The organism is Pseudomonas sp. ArH3a (assembly GCF_022648765.1).
GTDB lineage: Bacteria > Pseudomonadota > Gammaproteobacteria > Pseudomonadales > Pseudomonadaceae > Aquipseudomonas.
Map to the genome: position 1 here is coordinate 35,850 of NZ_CP080330.1, position 22,255 is coordinate 58,104.

The window sequence follows — 22,255 nt, forward strand, 5'->3', positions numbered from 1 at the left end:
GACACCGTCATCGCAGGCAAGCCAGCTCCCACATTTTTTAACTGCGTTTCAGCCTTTCAATATCGCCGCATACCCTTCGCGATAGGTCGGATACGTCGGTACCCAGCCCAACGCTTTGGCTCGGGCATTGCTGCATTGTTTACTGCCCGCCCGACGCACGCTGGCGTCGTCAGCCCACTCAGTCACGCCCAGGTAGTCGCGCAACCAGCCCACCACCTCCGCCAATGGCGCAGGCGCATCGTCCACGCCGATGTAGACCTTATCCAGCGAACCGCCCTGCTCCACATGCCGCAGCAAAAAGGCCAGCAAGCCCGCTGCGTCATCCGCGTGAATCCGGTTGCCGTATAAAGGTGGATCAACCGCCACGCGATAGCCTTGGCGCACTTGGGTCAACAGCCATTCGCGGCCGGGGCCGTAGATTCCGGTCAACCGCACGATGCTCGCCGGAATGCCGCTGTTGAGGGCCACTTGCTCAGCTTCCAGCATCACCTGGCCGGAATAGCCTTTCGCCTGGGTGTCGGACGTTTCATCGACCCACTCACCATGCTGCTGGCCATACACACTGCTGCTGGACACAAACAGCAAATGTTTGGGTTCCTGACCGTAATCGTTCAACCACTCCAACACATGCTGCAACCCTTGCACGTAAGCCGCGCGATAGCCTGCCTCATCGTGGTCGGTGGCGGCGGCGCAATACACCAGGTAATCCACCCCGCCAATCGGCCAGGTGTCAGGGCAATCCTTTTTGAACAGGTCGCCAGCGATGCCGATCACGCCGTCGGGCAGGCGCGAAATGTCCCGCCGCAACCCGTGAACCTCCCATTCCGAGGCCAGTAATTGGCTAGCCAGCCGACTACCCACATCGCCGCAACCGGCAATTACAACAGAAGGCGCAGACATCATAAAACTCCGTTCTCAAAGGTCTAGATTAGCCTTCGCAGATGACCTGCGGCCAGGCAAAGGACAAATAAAGTAACTGTATTACTTTTGTTAACAAGAATTACTTGCAATAATAACCTCCCATTTGTCCTCGACCCAACAGGGTCTGGCAGGACGATCACTCATTTTTTCTCTTAGGTCCGGCCAGCATGACACGTCATACAAAACCCGCTTCGCCAACCAAGCTTCACAGCCCATCCCGCGCCTGGCGTGCGATTGCTGCGCTGCTGTTCAGCGTAATGCTGGCACCGACCGCCGCATTCGCTGACGCTACCGCCCCAGCCGCTCCGGCTGCTGCCGAGCAGAACGCTGCAACCCCGGCGGCTCCTGCTGCCACACCGGTTGCTACCGACCCGGCTCAGGCTGCTGATCCTGCACCCGCTGACGAATCCGGCGTAGTGCTGGAAGAAGACAACAGCCTGGGCATGGCACACGACCTGTCGCCATGGGGCATGTATCAGAATGCCGACGTGGTGGTGAAAGCCGTGATGATCGGCCTGGCTATCGCCTCGATCATTACCTGGACCATCTGGATCGGCAAAGGCTTCGAGCTGCTGGGCGCCAAACGTCGCCTGCGCACTGAAATCGTCCACCTGAAAAAAGCCACCACCCTCAAGGAAGCCAGCGACACCGCGACCAAGAAGGGCACCCTGGCCAACCTGCTGGTACACGACGCGCTTGAAGAAATGCGCCTGTCGGCCAACACCCGCGAAAAAGAAGGCATCAAGGAACGCGTCAGCTTCCGCCTGGAGCGCCTGGTTGCAGCCTGCGGTCGTAACATGAGCAGCGGCACCGGCGTGCTGGCCACCATCGGTTCCACCGCGCCGTTCGTCGGCCTGTTCGGCACCGTGTGGGGCATCATGAACAGCTTTATCGGCATCGCCAAAACCCAGACCACCAACCTCGCCGTCGTTGCCCCAGGCATCGCCGAAGCCCTGCTGGCAACCGCCCTGGGCCTGGTTGCCGCGATTCCTGCGGTGGTGATCTACAACGTCTTCGCCCGTTCGATTGCCGGCTATAAAGCCCAGGTATCGGACGCGTCGGCAGAAGTCCTGCTGCTGGTCAGCCGCGACCTCGATCACCTGCCTACCGAGCGCAGCTCGCAACCGCACATGGTGAAAGTGGGGTAATCGGCCATGGGCCTGCATTTGAATCAAAGCGACGACGACCTCGTCGAGAACCACGAAATCAACGTCACGCCGTTTATCGACGTGATGCTGGTGCTGCTGATCATCTTCATGGTGGCGGCGCCCCTGGCGACCGTGGACATCAAAGTCGACCTGCCCGCGTCCAGCGCCAAGCCTGCGCCGCGGCCGGAGAAACCGATCTTCCTCAGCGTCAAGGCGGACCAACGCCTGTTCCTGGGCGAAGAAGAAGTCAAAGCTGAAACTCTGGGCCCGGTGCTCGACGCCAAGACCCAAGGCAAGAAAGACACGACTATCTTCTTCCAGGCCGACAAGGGCGTGGACTACGGCGACCTGATGAGCGTGATGGATGCCCTGCGGGCAGCCGGCTACCTCAAGGTCGGCCTGGTCGGACTTGAGACGGCAGCCAAGAAATGATCACGACGCGCCACAAACTGACGCGTTATGGCACCAGCCTCGCCGTCGTGCTGGGCGTGCATGCCGTCGCGATCATCATCGCGCTTCAATGGTCCGCGCCGCATCAGGTGACGTTGCCTCCAGCGGCCATGGTCATCGACCTGGCGCCGATGCCGGCACCGCCGCCGCCAGCGCCGCCAAAGGTGGTCACACCGCCACAGCCGCCCGCGCCGGTGGAAGAGCTGCCTTTGCCGAAAATGGCCGAGGCGCCTAAACCAACGATCCAGGTGCCCAAGCCGGTCAAGCCCAAACCCAAACCGCAGCCGCCCAAGCCTGTGGAGAAGAAGCCCGAGCCGCCCAAGGAAAAACCTTCCGAGGACCCACCGAGCGAAACCCCACCGACCAACGCGCCGGCGGAAAAATCCGCCCAACCCGTGCCCGGCCCATCGCCGGCGCAGGTCGCGGCCAAAGCTTCCTGGGAAGGCACCCTGCTGGCGCACTTGGCGAAGTACAAGAAGTACCCGCCAGGCGCCCAACAGCGGGGCAAGGAAGGCCTGAACCGCCTGCGCTTTGTGGTCGATGCAGAAGGCAACGTGCTGTCCTACGAGCTGGTGGGCCGCTCCGGCAACGCCGACCTGGACCGCGCAACCCTGGACATGATCCGTCGTGCCCAGCCATTGCCCAAGCCACCGGCCGACATGTTGAAAGGCGGCAGCGTCGAAATCGTCGCGCCGTTTGTTTACAACATCGAGAAGCGCCGCCGCTAAAAATGAGAATGGTGAGGGGCAACCCTCACCACCTTCTGCAAAATCTCCCACACTCCCCGCTCAATCCCCACCAAAGTTCTGATAACGTGCGTCTATCGATTGCAGCCGGTATGCTTGGCTCGCAACCTCATGGACGCCCGCTATGACTCTTACAGAATTACGCTACATCGTGACCCTCGCCCAAGAGCAGCACTTCGGCCACGCGGCCGAGCGTTGCCATGTCAGCCAGCCGACGCTGTCGGTGGGTGTGAAAAAGCTTGAAGACGAACTCGGTGTGCTGATTTTCGAGCGCAGCAAGAGCGCCGTGCGCCTCACGCCAGTAGGCGAAGGCATCGTTGCCCAGGCCCAGAAGGTCCTGGAACAAGCCCAAAGCATTCGCGAGCTGGCCCAGGCCGGCAAGAACCAGCTGACCGCACCGTTGAAAGTCGGCGCCATCTACACCGTCGGCCCGTACTTGTTCCCGCACCTGATCCCGCAACTGCACCGCGTCGCGCCGCAGATGCCGCTGTATATCGAAGAAAACTTCACCCACGTACTGCGCGACAAACTGCGCAACGGTGAGTTGGACGCAATCATCATCGCCCTGCCCTTCAACGAGGCAGACGTGCTGACCCTGCCGCTCTACGACGAGCCGTTTTACGTGTTGATGCCGGCTTCCCACCCGTGGACGCAAAAAGACACCATCGACGCCGGCCTGCTCAACGACAAGAGCCTGCTGCTGCTCGGCGAAGGTCACTGCTTCCGTGACCAGGTATTGGAAGCCTGCCCGACCCTGACCAAGGGCAACGACGGCGCCAAACACACCACGGTGGAATCCAGCTCCCTGGAAACCATTCGCCACATGGTCGCGTCCGGCCTGGGTATTTCGATCCTGCCGCTGTCGGCAGTGGACAGCCACCACTACGCCCCCGGCGTGATCGAAGTGCGCCCACTCACGCCCCCGGTGCCGTTCCGTACCGTGGCGATTGCCTGGCGCGCCAGCTTTCCACGCCCGAAAGCCATTGAGATCCTCGGTGACTCGATCCGCCTGTGCTCGGTGGCCAAGCCGCCCGCTGCGAGCTAAGTAAACGTATGACCGAGTTGTCGCAGGTGTCGGTGACCGCACTCAAGGGTGTCGGTGAAGCCATGGCCGAGAAGCTGGCCAAGGTCGGCCTGGAGAACCTCCAGGACGTGCTGTTCCACCTGCCCCTGCGCTATCAGGACCGCACGCGCGTAGTGCCCATCGGCCATCTGCGCCCTGGGCAGGACGCGGTGGTCGAAGGCACCGTCAGTGGCGCCGATGTGGTGATGGGCAAACGCCGCAGTTTGGTGGTGCGCCTGCAAGACGGCACCGGTGGCCTGAGCCTGCGCTTTTACCATTTCAGCAATGCGCAAAAGGAAGGCCTAAAGCGTGGCACCCGCGTGCGTTGCTACGGTGAAGCGCGACCTGGCGCGTCGGGCCTGGAAATCTACCACCCGGAGTACCGCGCCATCACCGGCGACGAGCCGCCGCCGGTGGACACCACGCTCACGCCCATTTACCCACTGACCGAAGGCCTGACCCAGCAGCGCCTGCGCCAGCTGTGCATGCAGACCCTGACGATGCTCGGCCCGAAAAGCCTGCCCGACTGGCTGCCAGTGGAACTGGCCCGCGACTACCAACTGGCGCCCCTGGACGATGCAATCCGCTACCTGCATAACCCACCCGCCGACGCCGATGTCGACGAACTGGCCTTGGGTCATCACTGGGCTCAGCATCGCCTGGCCTTCGAAGAACTGCTGACTCATCAACTGTCTCAGCAGCGCCTGCGCGAAAGCATGCGTTCCCTGCGCGCGCCGGCGATGCCCAAGGCCACGCGCCTGCCAGCGCGATACCTGGCCAACCTGGGCTTTGCGCCGACCGGTGCCCAGCAGCGGGTCGGCAATGAAATCGCCTACGACCTCAGCCAGAAAGAACCGATGCTGCGCCTGATCCAGGGTGACGTGGGCGCCGGCAAAACCGTGGTCGCCGCCCTCGCCGCCTTGCAGGCGCTGGAAGCCGGTTACCAAGTGGCGCTGATGGCGCCTACCGAAATTCTCGCCGAGCAGCACTTCATCACCTTCAAGCGCTGGCTTGAACCGCTGGGCCTGGAAGTGGCGTGGCTGGCCGGCAAGCTCAAGGGCAAGGTCCGTGCAGCAGCGCTGGAACAGATCGCCAATGGCGCACCGATGGTGGTGGGCACCCACGCGCTGTTCCAAGACGAAGTGCAGTTCAAGAACCTCGCGCTGGTGATCATCGACGAACAGCACCGCTTCGGCGTGCAACAGCGCCTGGCCTTGCGCCAGAAAGGTGTGGGTGGGCGCATGAACCCCCACCAGTTGATCATGACCGCCACGCCGATCCCTCGCACCCTGGCCATGAGCGCCTACGCCGACCTCGACACCTCGATCCTCGATGAGCTGCCGCCCGGCCGTACGCCGGTCAACACCGTGCTGGTCACCGACACCCGCCGCGTGGAAGTGATCGAGCGCGTGCGCGGTGCCTGCGCCGAAGGCCGTCAGGCGTACTGGGTGTGCACGCTGATTGAAGAGTCCGAAGAGCTAACCTGCCAAGCTGCCGAAACCACGTTTGAAGACCTCACCAGTGCCTTGGGCGAACTCAAGGTCGGGCTGATCCACGGCCGCATGAAGCCGGCGGAAAAAGCCGCAGTGATGGCCGAATTCAAAGCCGGTAACCTGCAACTGCTGGTCGCCACCACAGTGATCGAAGTGGGCGTGGACGTGCCCAACGCGAGCCTGATGATCATCGAAAACCCCGAGCGTCTGGGCCTCGCGCAACTGCACCAATTGCGCGGCCGCGTCGGCCGGGGCAGCGCCGCCAGCCATTGCGTACTGCTCTACCATCCGCCGCTGTCGCAGATCGGTCGTCAGCGACTGGGCATCATGCGCGAAACCAACGACGGTTTTATCATCGCCGAAAAAGACCTCGAACTGCGCGGCCCTGGCGAAATGCTCGGCACCCGCCAGACCGGCCTGCTGCAATTCAAGGTCGCCGACCTGATGCGTGACGCCGACCTGCTGCCCGCCGTGCGTGATGCGGCGCAGGCGCTGCTTGAGCGCTGGCCGGATCACGTCAGCCCGTTGCTCGATCGTTGGCTACGGCATGGGCAGCAATACGGCCAAGTGTGACGCCTGCCTCACTTATCCGACCAACACATGTAACAAGCTGGTTATACTTCGGTGACTGTACGAAATTGGATCAGGCCATGTCAGAAGTAGCCCTCGCCACAGCCCCACTGACCACCCCGCCGGTCATTCGGGCTCTGCTCGCAAAGCTCGCCATCCCCTACACGGAAGTGACGGAACACGCCGGCCTGAATCCCGCTCGAAAGATCCAGGCAGTGCTGTTGGAAGATGCCGTTGGCGCACTCATGGTGCTGTTCCCGCAGAGCCAGTTGCTCGACCTCAACCGTCTCGCCGAACTCACCGGTCGCCGCCTCACGGCCGTGTCGCCGGACCGCGTCGAGCGCATGCTGGCCAAGCATGACCTGAACCTGCTGCCGGGCCTGCCGGCGCTGACCAGCTCGCCTTGCCTGTACGAAGGCAGCCTGCTCAGCGAGCCGAGCCTGCTGGTGCATTCGGGCGAAGCCGGGTTGCTGCTGGAAATCGCCAGCGGCGACTTCAAGACCATGCTCACCAAGGCCAGCGCCGCGCAGTTCGGCGAGCCGTTGAGCAACATCCGCCCCAACCTCGACCGCCCCAATGATGACCGCGAGGAAATCACCCAAGCGATGCAGGCATTCACTGCCCGCCGCATCCAGCAGCGCCTGGAAGCCACCATCGAGATTCCCCCGCTGGCCGACACAGCGCAGAAGATCATTAAGCTGCGCGTCGATCCCAACGCCACCATCGATGACATCACCGGAGTGGTGGAAACCGACCCGGCCCTGGCCGCCCAAGTGGTGAGCTGGGCTGCGTCGCCGTACTACGCCTCACCGGGCAAGATTCGCTCAGTGGAAGACGCCATCGTGCGCGTGCTGGGCTTTGATCTGGTGATCAACCTGGCGCTGGGCCTGGCCTTGGGTAAAACCCTGAGCCTGCCCAAAGACCATCCGCACCAAGCCACGCCGTATTGGCACCAGTCGATCTACACCGCCGCCGTGATCGAAGGCCTGACCCGCGCCATGCCGCGCGCCCAGCGCCCGGAAGCCGGCCTGACGTACCTGGCCGGCTTGCTGCACAACTTCGGTTACCTGCTGCTGGCCCACGTATTCCCGCCGCACTTCTCGCTGATCTGCCGTCACCTGGAGGTCAACCCGCACCTGTGCCACAGCTATGTCGAGCAACACTTGCTGGGCATCAGCCGCGAGCAGATCGGCGCCTGGCTGATGCGCTACTGGGACATGCCGGACGAACTGTCCACCGCCCTACGCTTCCAGCACGACCCGACCTATGACGGGCAATATGCTGAATATCCGAACCTGGTGTGCTTGTCGGTGCGCTTGCTACGCAGCCGTGGCATTGGCTCGGGGCCGGATGAGCCGATTCCCGATGCGCTGCTGGAGCGTCTGGGGTTGAGCCGTGAGAAGGCTGAGGAAGTGGTCGCCAAGGTGTTGGATGCCGAGGTGCTGTTGCGCGAATTGGCATCGCAGTTCAACTAAGGGTAAATCGGTCGCCTGTTACACCGCTATCGCAGGCCAGCCAGCGCCCACCTTTGACCGAGTTCCAACGGTGGAATGCAGTCAACGGTAGGAGCTGGCTTGCCCGCGATGAATTCAACTCGGTACAACTGAAGAAACCCTTCAGGCCTTCTTCTTTTTCTTCGGTTTCAAATACTTGGTCAGCCCCTGGAACCAGATCACCAGCGCCGGGTTGCCCTTGATCTGGATCGACTTGTCTTGAATCCCCGTCATGAACGCCAATTGCTTGTTCTTCGCCTGCATCGTGGCGAAGCCGTAGGCGGCATCTTTGAAGGCGATAGCAAACGCAGGCTCCGGGTGAACACCTGAGCGGCTGGTGATGCGCTGGTCTTTGACGATGAAGTGACGGGCAACTTTGCCGTCGAGGGTTTGCAACTGGAACGCCAGGTCTTTGTCACCCAGCTGTTGCTGGAAAGCAGGGTTGGTGCGGCTGGCTTTGCCCATCATCAGGCCAAGCACCCACAGCAGAAGACGAAATTTCATGCACGCGGCCTCGGTATCATTATTAAGTGGCCGCAGCAGTGTAACAATTTGCCTATAGAACGCCACCGATCTCGCGCTTTAGCGGGAGATCGGCTGGCGTTTAACGCTTATAGCAGCATCTTGCTTAAACGTTAGGGCAAGGTACCGGCGCCCAGTCGGCCAGGTTTGGATCGCGGCAGGTGCCTTCGATCTGCGCTTTACCAGCGCTGGCGACCTGCTTGCTTTCAGCTTGCTTGGCCTGGACCGTCCGAATGCTCTTCTCGGTAGTCACCGCTTCTTTCGGCACGGTTGGCAGCGATGCCTTCTTGGCTGGTTTTACGGGTTTTTTGCCTTTGGCCGGCACCACCGGCGGCGTCGTGTCGGCGGTCGCTACCGTCACCACGTCGTTGCGCTGCACACCCACTTGTTGCAGGTCTTTCTCGTAAGCTTGGGTGTAGTTGTTCAGGTCTTCGCTGGCTTTGCCGTTGACCGCAACGATCAGGTCATTGGATTCCTTCAAGCCCGCTACGATTTCCGCCAGGCGCTTGCGGCCTTCAGTGTCGTTGACGGCTTTGGCTTTGCGGTCGGCAACCAGCTTGGTGAACGCGCTCTGGTAGCACTGCTGGGACGCCTTGGCGTACGCGGTGCTGCGGTCGATGTCGGAAGCGCTCTTGTTGAAGTCCGCGGAGTACGACGCAATGCGCTGGTTGTCATCGCTGATCTGCTTCTGACGCTCGGTGTAGTAACCCGCCGCACCGCCAGCCAAGGCGCCGCCCGCGGCACCGATGGCAGCGTTACGGCCGCGCTTTTCGGAGTCGCCAGTCAGCGCGCCCAGCAGTGCACCGCCGGCCGCGCCGAGGGCCGCGCCGGTGACGACCGATTTGGTCATGTCCGAATCCGTCGCGCGCAGGTGCTGCACCGGCTCGTAGCAGTTCGGGTAGTACTCGACCTTGGTGCTCGACGCGACCTTGGAGGACGGCGACGTGGCGCAGCCAGTTAACACGGTGCTGAAACCGGCCGCGATCAGCAGCAGGTGACGCTTGGAAACCGCCTTACGGGAAAAAAGCATAGGTGTGTTCTCTTTTAAGTTTGACTTGCCCAGCACGGCCCACCGCCGCCTGAGTCCCTTCCAAGCTCGCCATACAACCAGCGATCAAGACCGCTGACCGCTCGCTGCGAGCAATTCCTTCAAGATCGTTGCCGGGTCGGCCCGCTGTTGTTTGCGGTAGTTGCCGACATGGCGAACGAACAGTGTCGCGCGCGTCACCAGGCTCTTACCGAGCACTGGCTTGCGATCCAACTCTTCCTTGATTCGTTGAAACTGCGCCTGGATCACCGCATCGGTGTAGCGCGTGCCGGTGGCCAAGTTGTCGATGTAGATCGCCACCGCGCCGTCGAGGGCGCTGCGGCCATTGGTGATGGCCATGTCAAACAGCTGCGCGCTGGCCGCGTCCTTGTTGTCCAGCGCCTGCTGGCGACTCTTCTGCAAGTTGGCCAGGCGAATGTTGTAGTTGCTGATGGTCTCGGCCACCAACGCCGCCGACTGAATCAAGTTGCCCGCCGCCTCTTCGCGTTGTTGGGCGATCAGCGAGACGTTGCGCTTGAGCTCTTCGTTGACCAGCCCAAGCTCGGCTTGCAGCTTGGGGTCGACACTGGCAGCGATGATGCTGTCCAGGCGTTTGGTCGGGTCCTGGGCGTCGTCGATGGCATCCGTCAGCGCGGCCAGGCGCCCTTCTTTCTGCCACTGGGCGAACAGCTCCTTGTAGCGCGAGCGCGGCGCCGACAGTGCGCCAATCGCCACGCGAAACCCGGTGGTCTCGTTGCTTTGCTCGGTTCCGTCGGCGGCAAACAATGGGTACTCGCGGCGCATGCCAGTAAACAGCGTGCCCTCGCCTTCGAGGTAGTTGCCGCCCTTGACCACAAAGCCGCCGTACGTGCCCTGGCGGCGCCCGGCGTGCACCAGTTGGAAGGATTCCTGGACCATTTCCGCCGCGTTGCCGATCACATCGAACAGGCCAATCGGGTTGGGCAGTTTGGTGCCGATGGGCATCAAGCGTGCAGCCTGGCCGGTGCCGCCGGCGACTTGGTTGAACACCGCGTAATCACCCAGCGGGCCGTCGCTTTCGCTGCCTTCGACACGGCGTGGAAACAGCCGGCCTTCCAAGTCCTGACGGCTAACCGCCTGGCCACCGCGTGCGGCAAACTCCCATTCCACTTCGGTGGGCAAGCGCACAAAACCCAGGCCACCGTCTTCAGCCGAAGAACCACGACCACTGACCGGCAGCAGCTCACGGTGATATTTCATCAGCCAGGCGCTGTACACCGCCGAGAAACGCTCAGCCTCAAAGCGCGACAGTTTCACTTTGGGCAACCGCGCGGCCATACCGGTAGGCGCATCGCAGGCAGGTGCCGGCTCACCGCTGGCCAACGACTGCGCCTGAGACATCACCTGGGCGTATTGGCGTGCGGTCACTTCGTACTTACCAATGAAGTACAGCATCGGTTTGAGCGGGGTTTTGGCGTCGGTCTTAGGCATCAACGGCGCGATGACTTTGTTCCAGTCTTTGGGCAAGTCCTTGAGGGTGAATTGGCCGTTGATAAAGTCGCGGCGGTAGCCGGAAATAAACGACTGCTGATAACCCGCCTCACCTTCGGCAAAGGGATAACCGAGGCTGATCTCGCGGTCATCCAAGGTGCCCTGGGCCAGCACGTAGGCGTAGCGGAACACCATATTGCCTTCACACGGCAGCGGCAGGCTCACGTCGTCGGGCAACGGTTTGGGGTTGTCGAGTTTGTCACTCGCCTCATCAGCCCACGCCAGCGAGGCCAAGCTCAGCGCCACACAGGCGCCCAATAACTTATACATCTCTGATTCCTTCAGAAGCCTGGATACGCGCCACCCGCCAACCACCACAGGCCGCCGCCACGGCGCTGACGCCGAGGATTGCAACCAGGGCCAGTCCGTAGTGACGCGCCAGCAGGTGACTGGCGTATTCGCCCGGCACCTGCACAAATAATTTATTCAAACCTGCCTCGGCCACGCCATACAGCCCAGCACTGAGCACGGCGGCTAAGCCTGCGCTGTACAGCGCCTGCAGTACCACAAACAGCAATAGCCCGGCGGTGGAAAACCCCAACAGGCGCAACACCGACAATTCCCGATGCTTGCGCGCCACGGCCGCCAGTGCGCCGGCGAAGATCGCCGCAAACGCACCGGCCAAGGCCAGCCCGGCAATGATCCAGAATACGATCGACAGGTTGCGGCTCAACGACTGCACCTGGGCGATGGTATGCGCCTGGGTCGACACCAACAGGTTCTGCCCGGCAAAAAACACCCGCAGCGGCTCAACATCGGTGAGGTTGCGGGCGTACAAGCGAAACGCCGGATATACCCGCTGCTCGCTCACACCGGCTGCATCACCCTCCCAGCCCAAAGCCAGCACTGCCCGGCCATCGCGGTAATCTTCCGCCGCTTCCAACAGGGCCAAATCGGCAAACAAACCGTCACGCGCAAACGCGTCCAATGGCAATACCGCCAGCACCTGCAGCCGCGTGTGCTGGGCTTCGACGCGCCCGGCCACTTGCCGCGCAAAGCTGGTTTCCAACCAATCCCCCGGCCGCGCCGCGAGTTTTTCCGCGGCGGTGTGGCTCAGCACGATCTGCTCCAGCCCCGTGGGCAGCGGCAAACCACCGAGCAACGGATCGCCCGGTGCCGTCGGCAGCATTTCCAGGGTCAGCGTGCCCACCTGCGCCGTTGCCGCAATCTGCCGTGTACGCGGCACGGCAAAGGCCACATCGCTACGCTGGGCAAGCTGCTGGATAAACGCTGCGTTGAATCGACCACCACCCAACGGAATAATTTCACGGGTGGCGGGGTCGGTCTCCAAGCGTTCGGTCAAACTGCTAACCAGTCCAAATTTCAGCCCGAATAACACCAACAACGGCGCAATAACCGCCACCAGCGCCAACACCGAACAGGCCGACAGCCAGGCGTCGTTGCGGTAATCCTGCCAGGCCAGAGACGCCACCAAGCCGATGCGCATCAGCACGCCTCCCCAAGGGTCGCCGTGATGCCGCCGTCAGTATCACGACGACAACTGATGCGCCGCACCTGCAAGCCACTGGCACGGGCCAGCGGTTCGTCATGGGTGGCGATCACGCAGGCCGCGTGGTGTTCGCGGGCCTGAGCCAGCAGCGCCTGCATCACGCGCTCAGCGTTAAGCGGGTCAAGCGACGCGGTCGGTTCATCCGCCAGCACCAGTTGCGGCGCATGCGCCAGGGCACGGGCGCAGCTCACGCGCTGGCGTTGGCCCACCGACAGCGCGGCCGGTTTCTTCGCCAACTGGTCGCTAATCTCCAACTGCTCGGCCAGACGCGCGACGCTGCCGTCATCCTTCAGGCCCAGCAGTTGCCGGGACAAGGCAATATTGCTGCGCACATCGAGAAACCCCAGCAACCCGCCGGTTTGCAGCACGTAGCCCAGGTGCTTGCTGCGCAGCTGGGCCAAGGCAGATTGCTGGTCAGCACGCCACAGAGCGCCGATATCGGTCTGATCAAATTCAAACTGGCCAACCTGATCCGGCGCCAACACCAGCGCCAGCACATCGAGCAAGGTGCTTTTGCCACAGCCGCTCGGCCCGACAATCGCCAACTGCTCGCCCGCGCGCAGCGCCAGCGCCGGAATCACCAGGCTGTAGCGCTGGCTGCCGACGCCGCGGCTTTTGTGCACTGCGCGCAGGTTCAGCATTACGGCAGCGTCGACAATGGCACGCGGTACAACGCATCGCCCGGCTCGGCATCGCCGAAACGGACCCAGTTGGCCACGTCATTGTGGAAGGTTTCGTAGAGACGGATTTTCGAATCCAGCTCGTCGATAAAGTCTTCCTGCTCGGCCACGCTCAACGACAACCACAAATCCTGTGTCATGTTCAGCGACTTGCTGCGGTACGGCAGGCCTTCCAGGTATTCGCCGAGGATGCCGCCGTCGGCCAAGTTGCCGCCCTTGCGCAGGGCCTGTGGGTCGCGGCTCATGTAGGCCGAGGCGCTGGCGATTTCCTGGAAGAAACCCTTGGGCGAGGTCTGAGTTTTGCGCGCTGCATCCACGATCAGTTTCAGCGACTGCTGCAGATCGTTGAGCTGCAATTTGGTCAGCATCACGCACACCTGGAACGCCGGCAGCGCCGGGTTGGTCAGGTCGCGGTCGGCGGTCCAGGCGCTGACCAGTTGCGGCGCCTGGCTCGCGGTTTTGCGGCCGAGGAAGTCCATGTGCATGGCGTAGCCGACGGCGGCGGACTTGTCGGCCAAGGTCGGCGCGGCGCTCAGCAGCGGCACCGGTTGCGGGGTGTTGCTGCGCACTTGGTGCACGAGGTTGGCGAACACGCTGCCGATCTCATCGACACGCTCACCCAGCTTGCGCACATCGCCACCCGGCACCGGTGTATAGAGGTCGCCGATCTGCGGGTTGGCGTCAGCGGTGAGCACGCGGTATTGGCTTTCGGCACCGGCATGGGTTTTCTTGCCAGCGTCGGTGCGCAGGTGCAGGGCGTAGATCTTGATCTGCTTGCCCAGCGCCGCCTGGCGCACTTCGGCCTCGTTCATCTGGGTGGTGGCGAACGGGTCGTTCTTGCGCAGCGCACCGGCGTCGGTGACCAGCAGAATAATGCGCCCGCCATAGCCGGACCAATCCATGCCATCCACGGCCTGCATCACCCCGGCAAACGCGTCTTCGTTGAACGAGTGGCTGGACACAGTGGACGCTTTGACCTGCCGCGCCATGTCGAGGAAGCGTTGCGGGTCGCGGCCTTGATCCAGTGTGATCAAGGTTTTGGCCACATATTCCAGGCCCGGGGTTTTCTTGATGCTGTTGCGAAAACCCACCAGGCCGAAGCTGACGCTGTCCAACTCACCACGTTCGGCGATGCGGGTTTGCAGCTCGTGCACCACGTCGCGAACTTGGTCGATGTAAGGCTGCATCGACACGGTGGTGTCCACCACCAGTACCACGGCAGTGCGGAAGGCGTCGGCGTGGGTGTTGATCGCTCGGGCGGCCGGTTTGGCGGCAGCGCTGCCAGGGTCGATAGACGCCACATTGAGCAACTGCACCGGCTGGCCGTTTTCGTCGAAGCTCTCTTTGGAGTCGAAGATCGGCAGCAGGTAAAACTGGTCTTGTGGGACCGCACTGGCGGTCGGCTCCAGCGCCAGGACCTGCTGATTGTCTTCGCTGTTCTTCTGCGCCTTGGCCAATGCGCCCTTGGCGGCAGCAGGATCAGCCAACAGCTTTTCCACCTCGCTGGATTGGCGCAGGAACATCACCGGCGCCCGGCCCGAGCGCTCGGTGAACTTGAGCACCAGGCTTTGCTTCCAGTCGCTGACCTGGGCGGCCGGCAACCAGCCATCGCTGCGCCCATCGGTGGCAGCGCCCACACGCAGCCACGGGCTGCCATCGACGTCTTTGCGTTGGTACACGTAGAGCACCGAAAACGCAGGCAGCCCTTCGTCAGTTGCACCACCGGCGTCATGGGACAGCTTGGCGCCCGGCTTGCTGAGCACACGCTGGAACAGGGTCTTTTTACCCGCCATCAGCAAGGGTCGCTGGCCGCCGTCCATATCAGCCAAGGCTGTTTTTACTTCAGGAGGCGGTGGCGTTTTCGGTACCACAGCGGTGGGCGGCGCCGCTGGCGTATCGCCGCTGCTCAACCACCAGTAGCTCGCGCCACCGATGGCCAGCGCGACAGCCACCGCGACGCCAGCCAGGGCCAGCACCGGCCCACGGCGCTGCTCGGACACGGCGTGGTGTTGCGTCGGCGTCACCACCGGCTGGCGCACCGGCTGCGGCTGGGGCTTGTCGGTCGGAATGTCGATCGACACGGGCGTCATACCGGCCAAGTCGAAGCTCAGCGGAATCGGCAACGGGCGCACCAGCGTGGCTTCCGGCGAGTCCGCCGGCAGTTGGTCCAGCGCGCGCAGCAACGCCGCCGCATCCGGGAAACGCTCCGCCGGGTCCTTGGCCAACAGTTTGCGCAGCACGTCTTGATAACGGCCGTGGTGCACCGGCAATTCCGGCAGCGGTTCGGTCAGGTGCGCCAGCGCCGTGGAAAGCGCATCGGTGCCGGTGTAAGGCAGCTTGCCGACGAGGATTTCATAGAGCACCACGCCGAGCGCGTAGAGGTCGGCGCGACCATCAATCTCCTGGCCCCGCGCCTGTTCCGGGCTCATGTAGCTCGGCGTGCCCACGGCAAACCCGGCTTGAGTAAACTGGGTGCGGTCGTCCAGGGACTTGGCGATGCCGAAGTCCGACAACACGGCGGTGCCGTCAGCGCGAAACAGAATGTTCGCCGGTTTGACGTCACGGTGCACCAAGCCTTGGGCATGCGCATAACCCAGCGCCGAGGCGATCTGGCGGATCAGCGTCACGCCCTGCTCCGGCGTCAGGCCGGCGGCGATGCGCTCTTTCAGCGTGCCGTTGGGCAGGTATTCCATGGCCATGTAATACAGCTCACCGACGTTGCCGATGTCGTGGATGGTCACCGTGTGCGGGTGCGACAAGCGCGCCAGGGTCTTGCCCTCGCGCAGGAAACGCTCACAAAAACTCGGGTCGGCCGCCAACGCTGCCGCCATCACCTTCAACGCCACCTTGCGCTCCAGCGAACGCTGGGTCGCCAGGTACACGCTGGCCATGGCGCCCTCGCCGATCCCGCCTTCGATGTCATAACCCGGAATCACGATGCTCATGGCGAAACCTTCACGACAATGGCGGTGATGTTGTCCGGCGCGCCCCGGTTAAGCCCCAGGTGCACCAGGCTGCGCACGATTTCATCCGGGGCGTCATGGCTGAGTACGTCGCGGATTTCGTGATCTTCGACGGTCTTGTTCAGGCCGTCGCTGCACAGCAGATAGCTGTCGCCGGGGGCGATCAGCAGGTCGACCACGGCCAGTTCCAACTGCGCCTCCACGCCAATCGCGCGGGTGACGATATTGGCGCGCGGGTGCACGCGGGCATCGGCTTCGCTGAGCAGGCCGCTGTCTTGCAGGTCTTGCACGTAGCTGTGGTCGCGGGAGATGCCTTCGAGCACGCCGTCACGCAGGCGGTACAGGCGACTGTCACCGGCCCACAAACACACGCCGCGCAAACCACGTGCGGCCAGCACCACCACGGTGCTGCCCATCATGGTCACACCGCGGTTGGCGGTTTCTTCGCGCACGGCGGCGTTGATGCGCAGCAGGTCATTACGCAGGGCCGCCGAGTATTCGTCGAGGGAACGCCCCGCCGGCACATTGCGCAGGCTGTCGACGATCAGGCTGCTGACGTAGTCCCCCGCCGCATGCCCGCCCATGCCATCGGCCACCACCCACAGACGGTTCTCCGGCAGGTCCAGGCACGCGTCTTCGTTGACCTGGCGGACCATGCCCACATGGCTTTTGCTCGCGGATTTGAACGTCGACCCCATCTACACCACACCTTCTTGTCCGAGCAAAAACTGCGCAAAATCGCTGGCGGCAGGCAAGCCCTGACACCGCAATAAACCTGGGGAAATCACCTGCGAGCCACGACCCCACCACAGGCTCGCGCCCTCGCAGGCCTGTTCGGCGAGCGCGGTCATGCGGCTGTGGGGCACGGTGGCGGCGACGCGTTGCAGGCCGGCAAAGCGGCTGTCTACCGCACGCGGTTCACTGGCCGGCATTCCCAGGCTGTCGAGGCTGTCGTTGAAGCTTTCGAAAGTCGCGCCGGCATCCAGCGTGCTGAGCAACAATTCTTCAGCCTGCTCAAACCACGTGTCCGGCCCGCCGACCAGCGACGCAGGGTTGGTGTCGTGATCAAGCAACGCCACCACCGCCAACGGAAAGTACCGCCCGACCCGGTCGATGCTCGGCATCACCACGCCCGCCGCCGCATCCGGCCCGCACACACCCGGCGCCAACACAAAGCGCCACAGCGGGCTGACCAGGTACACGTTGAGCCAGTCGCCGCCCAAGCTGTTCTGGCTGGCGAGCAAACCCGCCGCCAGCCAGCTGTCCCACGGGCCGATAAAACTCTGCGGCAAGGCGCGGCTGACGAAGTCACCGCGGCTGGCCAACTTGCCGTAGAAACCCAGCGTGGTCATAACCGCTCCGGCAGGCTGAAGCCGCTGAGCACGCGGCTCCTGAACGGGTTGAAGGCGCTGTTGGCGCGCAGCTCGTAGGCGATGCTCGCGCCGTCCACCCGCAAGCGCAGGTTGAAGCGGTCCGGCGAGTTGCCGGCGGTGAGGTCTGATTGCTCCAGCAAGCGGAACCAGGCCCACGGGCCGTCCAGGGTCACGCCCGAACGGCCGCTGGCCGATGGCGGCATGATCGAAATGCGCACCACACCGATGCTGCCGGGGTTCGGCCATTGCATCGCCACCGGGCGACTTGGGCCGTGGTCGTAGCTGATTTGCTGGCCGTCGAGGTCGAGCAGGAACTGAGTGATGGTCGGGTCCATCGACACCGGTTTGAGCTCGAAACGCACAATCGGCTGGGTGCCCCCCGATCTAAAGAACGCGTCACGAATAGTTGCTGCACGCTGGAAGGTTTGCAGCACACCCGGCGCAATCCCGAGCTTCTGCGCCGCACCCGGCTGCCAGCGCCAGGTCTGCGCGGAGGTGTCCACGTAAGGCTGCAGGTATTTGCGGAAGTAGTTGTCCATCACCCCGCCCACGCCGAAGAACTGGCCGAAGTCATCCAGCGTCGCGTCGCGAGCACTGCCCGGCGACATCGGGTAACGCCCGGCCAGCGACTGGCGGTACACGTTGACCACTTCGCTGACCCAGGCCGCGTTCAGTTGATTACGTACGCCGCCCATCATGCTGTTGGTGGTGGAGTTGACCACCGACTTGACCATGCCCTGCACCAGCGGCGGCTGGCGTTCGGCATTCAGGCTGACCCTCGTGGCCGCTGCCGCCGCCTGGTTCTTCGCCTCGCCAAGCAAGGCATCGCCACTGGCGCCGACCATGGCGCTGACCTGCACATACAGCGCGTTCATGTCTGCCAACAGGCCGTCGATAGCGGCCGGCTCGCCTTCATTCTTGCTGACGATGCTGTTGAGTTCGGCAAAGTGCGCGGTCACCGGATCATCCGCTGCCTGCGGCGCATTGGCCGTCGGTTGCTCCTGGCCAAGCAGGCTGCCGAGGCGCTCCTTGAGCTTGTCGACGCCGCCTTCCACCGGCACGCCTTTGGCGGCCAATTGGCGCTCTTCGGCTTGCAGGTCAGTTTCCTTGGCAACGGCCACCAGCAGCTTTTTCAGCGGCGAGGTCGGGCCGGAAATCACCCGCAGCACATCGGCGGCCTGGGCCACGCTGGTGATCGGCACGAAGTCGATGTCCGCGAGCAAGGCGTCCCATTGGCGCTGATAATCCTGGAAGTACAGGCGGCGCACGTCGGCGGCGAGGCTGACCACGTTCTGCTGGTCAGCCTGCTCACGCCCGAGCACCCATTGCTCTTCGGCGAGGGTGCCGGTCTGGTTCAGGCTGCTCAGCAGGAACGCCTGGCGATAGCCCTTGGCGGTGAAGAACCCACTCAGCGGCTCACCCAACGGCTTGCCACTTTTGCGGCTGAACACCAGCGCAGCATCGCGGCCAGCGGCTTCGTTGAGCCGGAAGTCCGGGATGCCTTCGGGCAGCTTCTGACGTTTAACTCGGTCATACACGCGCTGGGCCACCGGCAGTTGTTGCAGTTGCCGACGCAAGTCATCGATCAGCCGCGGGTCAAGCCGCGCGTTTGGCGGGTGACGCTCGAACAGCGCCTGCAAGTGCCCGCTCAACGCCTGGCGCTGATCGGCCGGCAGGTCGCGCGGCAGGTTGCGGTCCCAGTCCAGGGCGATCCAGGCCTTGATGAAGTCCGGGTCGTAATGCTCAGCGTCGGCGAGCATCAGGTAAGCCTTAAGGCCCTCGTACAGGAAGTCGGAACTGCCGCCACCGTGCAGTTGCTCTTCGATGCGCGTCACCAGGCGTGGCGCGAAGACGGCGATCAACAGCTTGCGGTAGACGCTGGCGGACTCGGCTTCGAGCATGTCGCCTTGATACAAGCCCAGCCCTTCGGACCAGCTTGGCGACTCACCGGCGAGGTTCTTCACCGCATTGAGCAACGGCAGCACAGCGAGAACCTCACGCTGCGCCGGGCTGAGGTTCTGCACCGTCTGGCCCAGTGGCGCGACCTTCTGGTCGACTTGGGCGATATAGGCTTGGTTGGCGCGGTAACTCACCCACCACAGGCCACTGACCACCACCACCAAAGCGATGGTGGCCGCCAACACACCCCGTGCGATCCATTTGCGCCGACGCTCGACCTTCGGGTTCACCCCCACCAGCCCACGTTCGGCAAACGCTACGGCAGTGAACAGCTTTTCGATGAAGTAACTGCGCCCGGTGCCGCTCTGGCGCGCCAGGTGCTGGCGGTCCAGGTTCATGCTCTGGGCCATGGCGCCGATCAAGCGATCAATCGGGCTGCCTTCCTGGGTGCCACTGGTGAAGTACACGCCGCGCAGCAGCACGCGCTCTTCAAAGGCATTGGGTTTGAATACGCCTTCGAGGAAGCTTTGCAGGCAATCCTTCAACGCGCCGAATTGCTGCGGGAAGCCGTAGATCAGGTCGCGCCGCGCGGGGTCGCGCTCCTGTTGCAAGCGCTCCACCAAGCGTTCGTTGAGGCGCTGTTCCAACCCGGCAAATTCGCTTTGCAGCGCCGCCAACGGGCTGTCGCTGTTTTTGCCGTCATCCAGGGCAAAGGTCATGCCCCACACCTGGGCACGGTCTTCCTTGCTCAGGTTGTCGAAGAACTCCATGAAACCCGGCACCAGGTCGAGTTTGGTCAGCATCAAGTAGATCGGGAAACGCACGCCCAACTGGGTGTACAGCTCCTGGATACGCAAGCGGATCGCCGCAGCATGGGCGGCACGTTCGGCATCACTGCCCAGCAACAGGTCCGACAGGCTGATGGCGATAAAAGCACCATCGATGGGCCGGCGCGAGCGCTGCTTTTTCAGCAGGTCGAGGAAGCCCAGCCACGCGGCTTTATCCACCGTCGAGTTGCTGTCCTGGGTGGTGTAGCGCCCGGCGGTATCGAGCAACACGGCTTGATCGGTAAACCACCAGTCGCAGTTGCGCGTGCCGCCGACGCCACGCACCGCTCCGGCGCCCAACTGTGCGGCCAGCGGGAAATGCAGGCCGGAATTGACCAGCGCCGTGGTCTTGCCCGAACCCGGTGGGCCGATGATCACGTACCACGGCAACTCGTAGAGGTTGCGGCGTTCATCACCGCCGAGCTTGGCCTTTTTCAGCAGCGCCAGGGCTTCGTCCATGCGCTGGCGCAGGGTCGATAACTCTTCGGCAGTCGCGGCGTTGTTAGGGTCGACTGGGGTTTGCGCGGCCAGGCTGCGCATCACTTCGGCGGCCTGTCGGCGGGCCTGGATGATGCGGAATACGCGGAAAGCGATCCACACCGCGAACACCAAAATGATCAGCGCCCAGCGCCGCCCTTCCGGCACCAACACGTCGAGCAACGGCCCCACAAACCAGATGATCAGGCTCAGGGCGATCAGGCCCAGTACGGGGATCACCCAGCGAATCATGAAACTGAAAAACGCCTTCACTCGACGCCCTCCGCCAATACGGTGATTTCAACCCGACGATTGCGGGCACGGCCTTCTGCGGTGGCGTTGGTGGCCACAGGCTCGGTGTCGCTTCTGCCTTCGGCGCTGAAGCGGTCCGCCTGGCCGGTCTTGGCCGCCAGGATCTCCAACACCGACTTGGCGCGAGCTTCGGACAACGCCCAGTTGGACGGGAAACGCAGCGTAGCAATCGGGCGGTTATCGCTGTGCCCAGTGACGCGCACCTGGCCCTTGACCTTGCGGATGGCGTCGGCGATGCGCAGCATCAGCGGCTGGTAGTCATCAACAATGCTGGAACTGGCGGACGCAAATAGCTCGTCGCCCCTGATCGTCACGACGGAACGGTCGACTTTATCTTCCACCGCCACGCGGCCAGCCTTGATGTCTTCCACCAGAAAACCAGCCAGGCGCGGCCGTTCGATGACTTTCGGCTGCGCCACCGGACGGTCGATGGCCTGCACCGGGATCTCGCCCAGGGCATGAATGTTCTTGAACACCGGCTCGGCATCCGACGCCAGTTTCATGCGCAAGCCGAACAGCAGCGCCAACAACAGCGCCAGGCCGATGGCCACGGCGATCCACGGCGGCATGAATTGCGCCAGGCGGTCACGCGCCACGGTCACGCCGCGCCAGTGCGGCGACAGTTCGCGCTCGTGTTCGCCACGGGCGCTGCGAATGGCGGCGGCGGTGCGCTCACGCAAAGCTTCCAGTTGGCTGCGACCGTCGTTCATCACGCGGTAACGGCCCTCGAAACCCAGGCACATGCACAGGTACAACAGCTCCAGCAGGTAGAGGCGCTCGCGCGGGCTTTGCAGGCAGTGATCGAGCAACTGGAAGACTTTTTCGCCGCCCCAGGCCTCGTTGTGCACGGTGATCAACAGGCTCTGCTTGCCCCAGTCGCTGGTGCTGCCCCACGGCGTACTGAGCACCGCTTCATCGAGCGCGGTGCACAGCGCGTAACGTGCCAGCAGTACTTCGTTGCGCGCCACACCGGCGGCTTCGGCGCGCTCTTCGAACTGGCGCAGGTAGGCCAGCAACTGCGCACGCAGGCTGGCCGGTGCCGGGTGGGCGATGGTGTTACGCAGGCGCGTCAACAGCGCCAGCAACGGGCCGGCGGCGCTTTCCAGCGGGTTGAGGCCCTGGCTTTTGCCGGTGAGGATCGGCGCGGCCGGCATCGACAGAGGCGCAGGTTCTGCACGCGCAGGTTCTGGCGCACGGCCACCCGGGCGCGGCATGAACTGGGTGCGGTCATCATCATTGGGATGCATCGCG

The 22,255-nt window shown here is 63.3% G+C and carries 17 protein-coding genes; 6 read left to right on the forward strand and 11 right to left on the reverse strand.

What is annotated here, in order from left to right; translation table 11 throughout:
- Nucleotides 1–48: 48 nt before the first annotated feature.
- A complete protein-coding gene (locus K0P33_RS00185) occupies nucleotides 49–900 on the reverse strand; it encodes an SDR family oxidoreductase (RefSeq protein ID WP_094948703.1) in 852 nt (283 codons plus the stop codon).
- 188 nt (nucleotides 901–1,088) lie between these two features.
- Between K0P33_RS00185 and exbB the strand changes: the two genes are divergently transcribed.
- From exbB to K0P33_RS00215, 6 genes are all read left to right on the forward strand, one after another.
- On the forward strand, nucleotides 1,089–2,069 hold the full coding sequence (exbB, locus tag K0P33_RS00190; protein ID WP_094948702.1) for a tonB-system energizer ExbB: 981 nt from the start codon (nucleotides 1,089–1,091) through the stop codon (nucleotides 2,067–2,069).
- A 6-nt stretch (nucleotides 2,070–2,075) separates the two neighbouring features.
- Nucleotides 2,076–2,501: a TonB system transport protein ExbD gene (gene exbD / locus K0P33_RS00195; protein ID WP_094948701.1), complete on the forward strand. Its 426-nt coding sequence runs from the start codon at nucleotides 2,076–2,078 to the stop codon at nucleotides 2,499–2,501.
- The gene (locus K0P33_RS00200) at nucleotides 2,498–3,247 is read left to right on the forward strand and encodes an energy transducer TonB (RefSeq protein WP_094948700.1); all 750 of its coding nucleotides are present in this window, start codon (nucleotides 2,498–2,500) and stop codon (nucleotides 3,245–3,247) included. The genes exbD and K0P33_RS00200 overlap by 4 nt, the downstream gene beginning before the upstream one ends.
- Before the next feature lie 142 nt (nucleotides 3,248–3,389).
- Nucleotides 3,390–4,310 carry a hydrogen peroxide-inducible genes activator gene (locus tag K0P33_RS00205; RefSeq protein ID WP_094948699.1) on the forward strand — a complete coding sequence of 307 codons (921 nt, stop codon included), beginning with the start codon at nucleotides 3,390–3,392 and terminating at the stop codon, nucleotides 4,308–4,310.
- Nucleotides 4,311–4,318: 8 nt separating this feature from the next.
- Entirely contained in the window at nucleotides 4,319–6,394 is a 2,076-nt protein-coding gene (recG, locus tag K0P33_RS00210) for an ATP-dependent DNA helicase RecG (protein ID WP_242153485.1), read from the forward strand.
- Nucleotides 6,395–6,471: 77 nt separating this feature from the next.
- Nucleotides 6,472–7,866, forward strand: a complete 1,395-nt coding sequence (locus K0P33_RS00215; protein WP_242153488.1) for an aminoacyl-tRNA deacylase and HDOD domain-containing protein — start codon at nucleotides 6,472–6,474, stop codon at nucleotides 7,864–7,866.
- A 141-nt stretch (nucleotides 7,867–8,007) separates the two neighbouring features.
- Here K0P33_RS00215 and K0P33_RS00220 read toward each other — a convergent pair whose 3' ends face one another.
- The 10 genes from K0P33_RS00220 to K0P33_RS00265 form a co-directional block, all read right to left on the reverse strand.
- Nucleotides 8,008–8,388, reverse strand: a complete 381-nt coding sequence (locus K0P33_RS00220) for a helicase (protein ID WP_094948697.1) — start codon at nucleotides 8,386–8,388, stop codon at nucleotides 8,008–8,010.
- A 124-nt stretch (nucleotides 8,389–8,512) separates the two neighbouring features.
- Nucleotides 8,513–9,436 (reverse strand): type VI secretion system-associated lipoprotein TagQ, encoded by a 924-nt coding sequence (gene tagQ / locus K0P33_RS00225; RefSeq protein ID WP_094948696.1) that lies wholly within the window; start codon nucleotides 9,434–9,436, stop codon nucleotides 8,513–8,515.
- An 84-nt stretch (nucleotides 9,437–9,520) separates the two neighbouring features.
- The gene (locus K0P33_RS00230; RefSeq protein WP_094948695.1) at nucleotides 9,521–11,233 is read right to left on the reverse strand and encodes an SUMF1/EgtB/PvdO family nonheme iron enzyme; all 1,713 of its coding nucleotides are present in this window, start codon (nucleotides 11,231–11,233) and stop codon (nucleotides 9,521–9,523) included.
- Nucleotides 11,226–12,410, reverse strand: a complete 1,185-nt coding sequence (locus tag K0P33_RS00235; RefSeq protein ID WP_094948694.1) for an ABC transporter permease — start codon at nucleotides 12,408–12,410, stop codon at nucleotides 11,226–11,228. The genes K0P33_RS00230 and K0P33_RS00235 overlap by 8 nt, the downstream gene beginning before the upstream one ends.
- Nucleotides 12,410–13,114 (reverse strand): ABC transporter ATP-binding protein, encoded by a 705-nt coding sequence (locus tag K0P33_RS00240; protein ID WP_094948693.1) that lies wholly within the window; start codon nucleotides 13,112–13,114, stop codon nucleotides 12,410–12,412. Before K0P33_RS00240 ends, K0P33_RS00235 begins: the two co-directional genes overlap by 1 nt.
- A complete protein-coding gene (locus K0P33_RS00245) occupies nucleotides 13,114–16,098 on the reverse strand; it encodes a serine/threonine-protein kinase (RefSeq protein ID WP_242153491.1) in 2,985 nt (994 codons plus the stop codon). Before K0P33_RS00245 ends, K0P33_RS00240 begins: the two co-directional genes overlap by 1 nt.
- Nucleotides 16,095–16,814 (reverse strand): protein phosphatase 2C domain-containing protein, encoded by a 720-nt coding sequence (locus tag K0P33_RS00250; RefSeq protein ID WP_242153494.1) that lies wholly within the window; start codon nucleotides 16,812–16,814, stop codon nucleotides 16,095–16,097. The genes K0P33_RS00245 and K0P33_RS00250 overlap by 4 nt, the downstream gene beginning before the upstream one ends.
- Entirely contained in the window at nucleotides 16,815–17,468 is a 654-nt protein-coding gene (gene tagF, locus K0P33_RS00255; protein ID WP_094948690.1) for a type VI secretion system-associated protein TagF, read from the reverse strand.
- Nucleotides 17,465–20,965, reverse strand: a complete 3,501-nt coding sequence (gene tssM, locus K0P33_RS00260) for a type VI secretion system membrane subunit TssM (protein ID WP_242153497.1) — start codon at nucleotides 20,963–20,965, stop codon at nucleotides 17,465–17,467. The genes tagF and tssM overlap by 4 nt, the downstream gene beginning before the upstream one ends.
- Complete coding sequence (locus tag K0P33_RS00265; protein ID WP_094948688.1) at nucleotides 20,962–22,251, reverse strand: DotU family type VI secretion system protein; 1,290 nt, start codon at nucleotides 22,249–22,251, stop codon at nucleotides 20,962–20,964. The genes tssM and K0P33_RS00265 overlap by 4 nt, the downstream gene beginning before the upstream one ends.
- Nucleotides 22,252–22,255 lie beyond the last annotated feature (4 nt).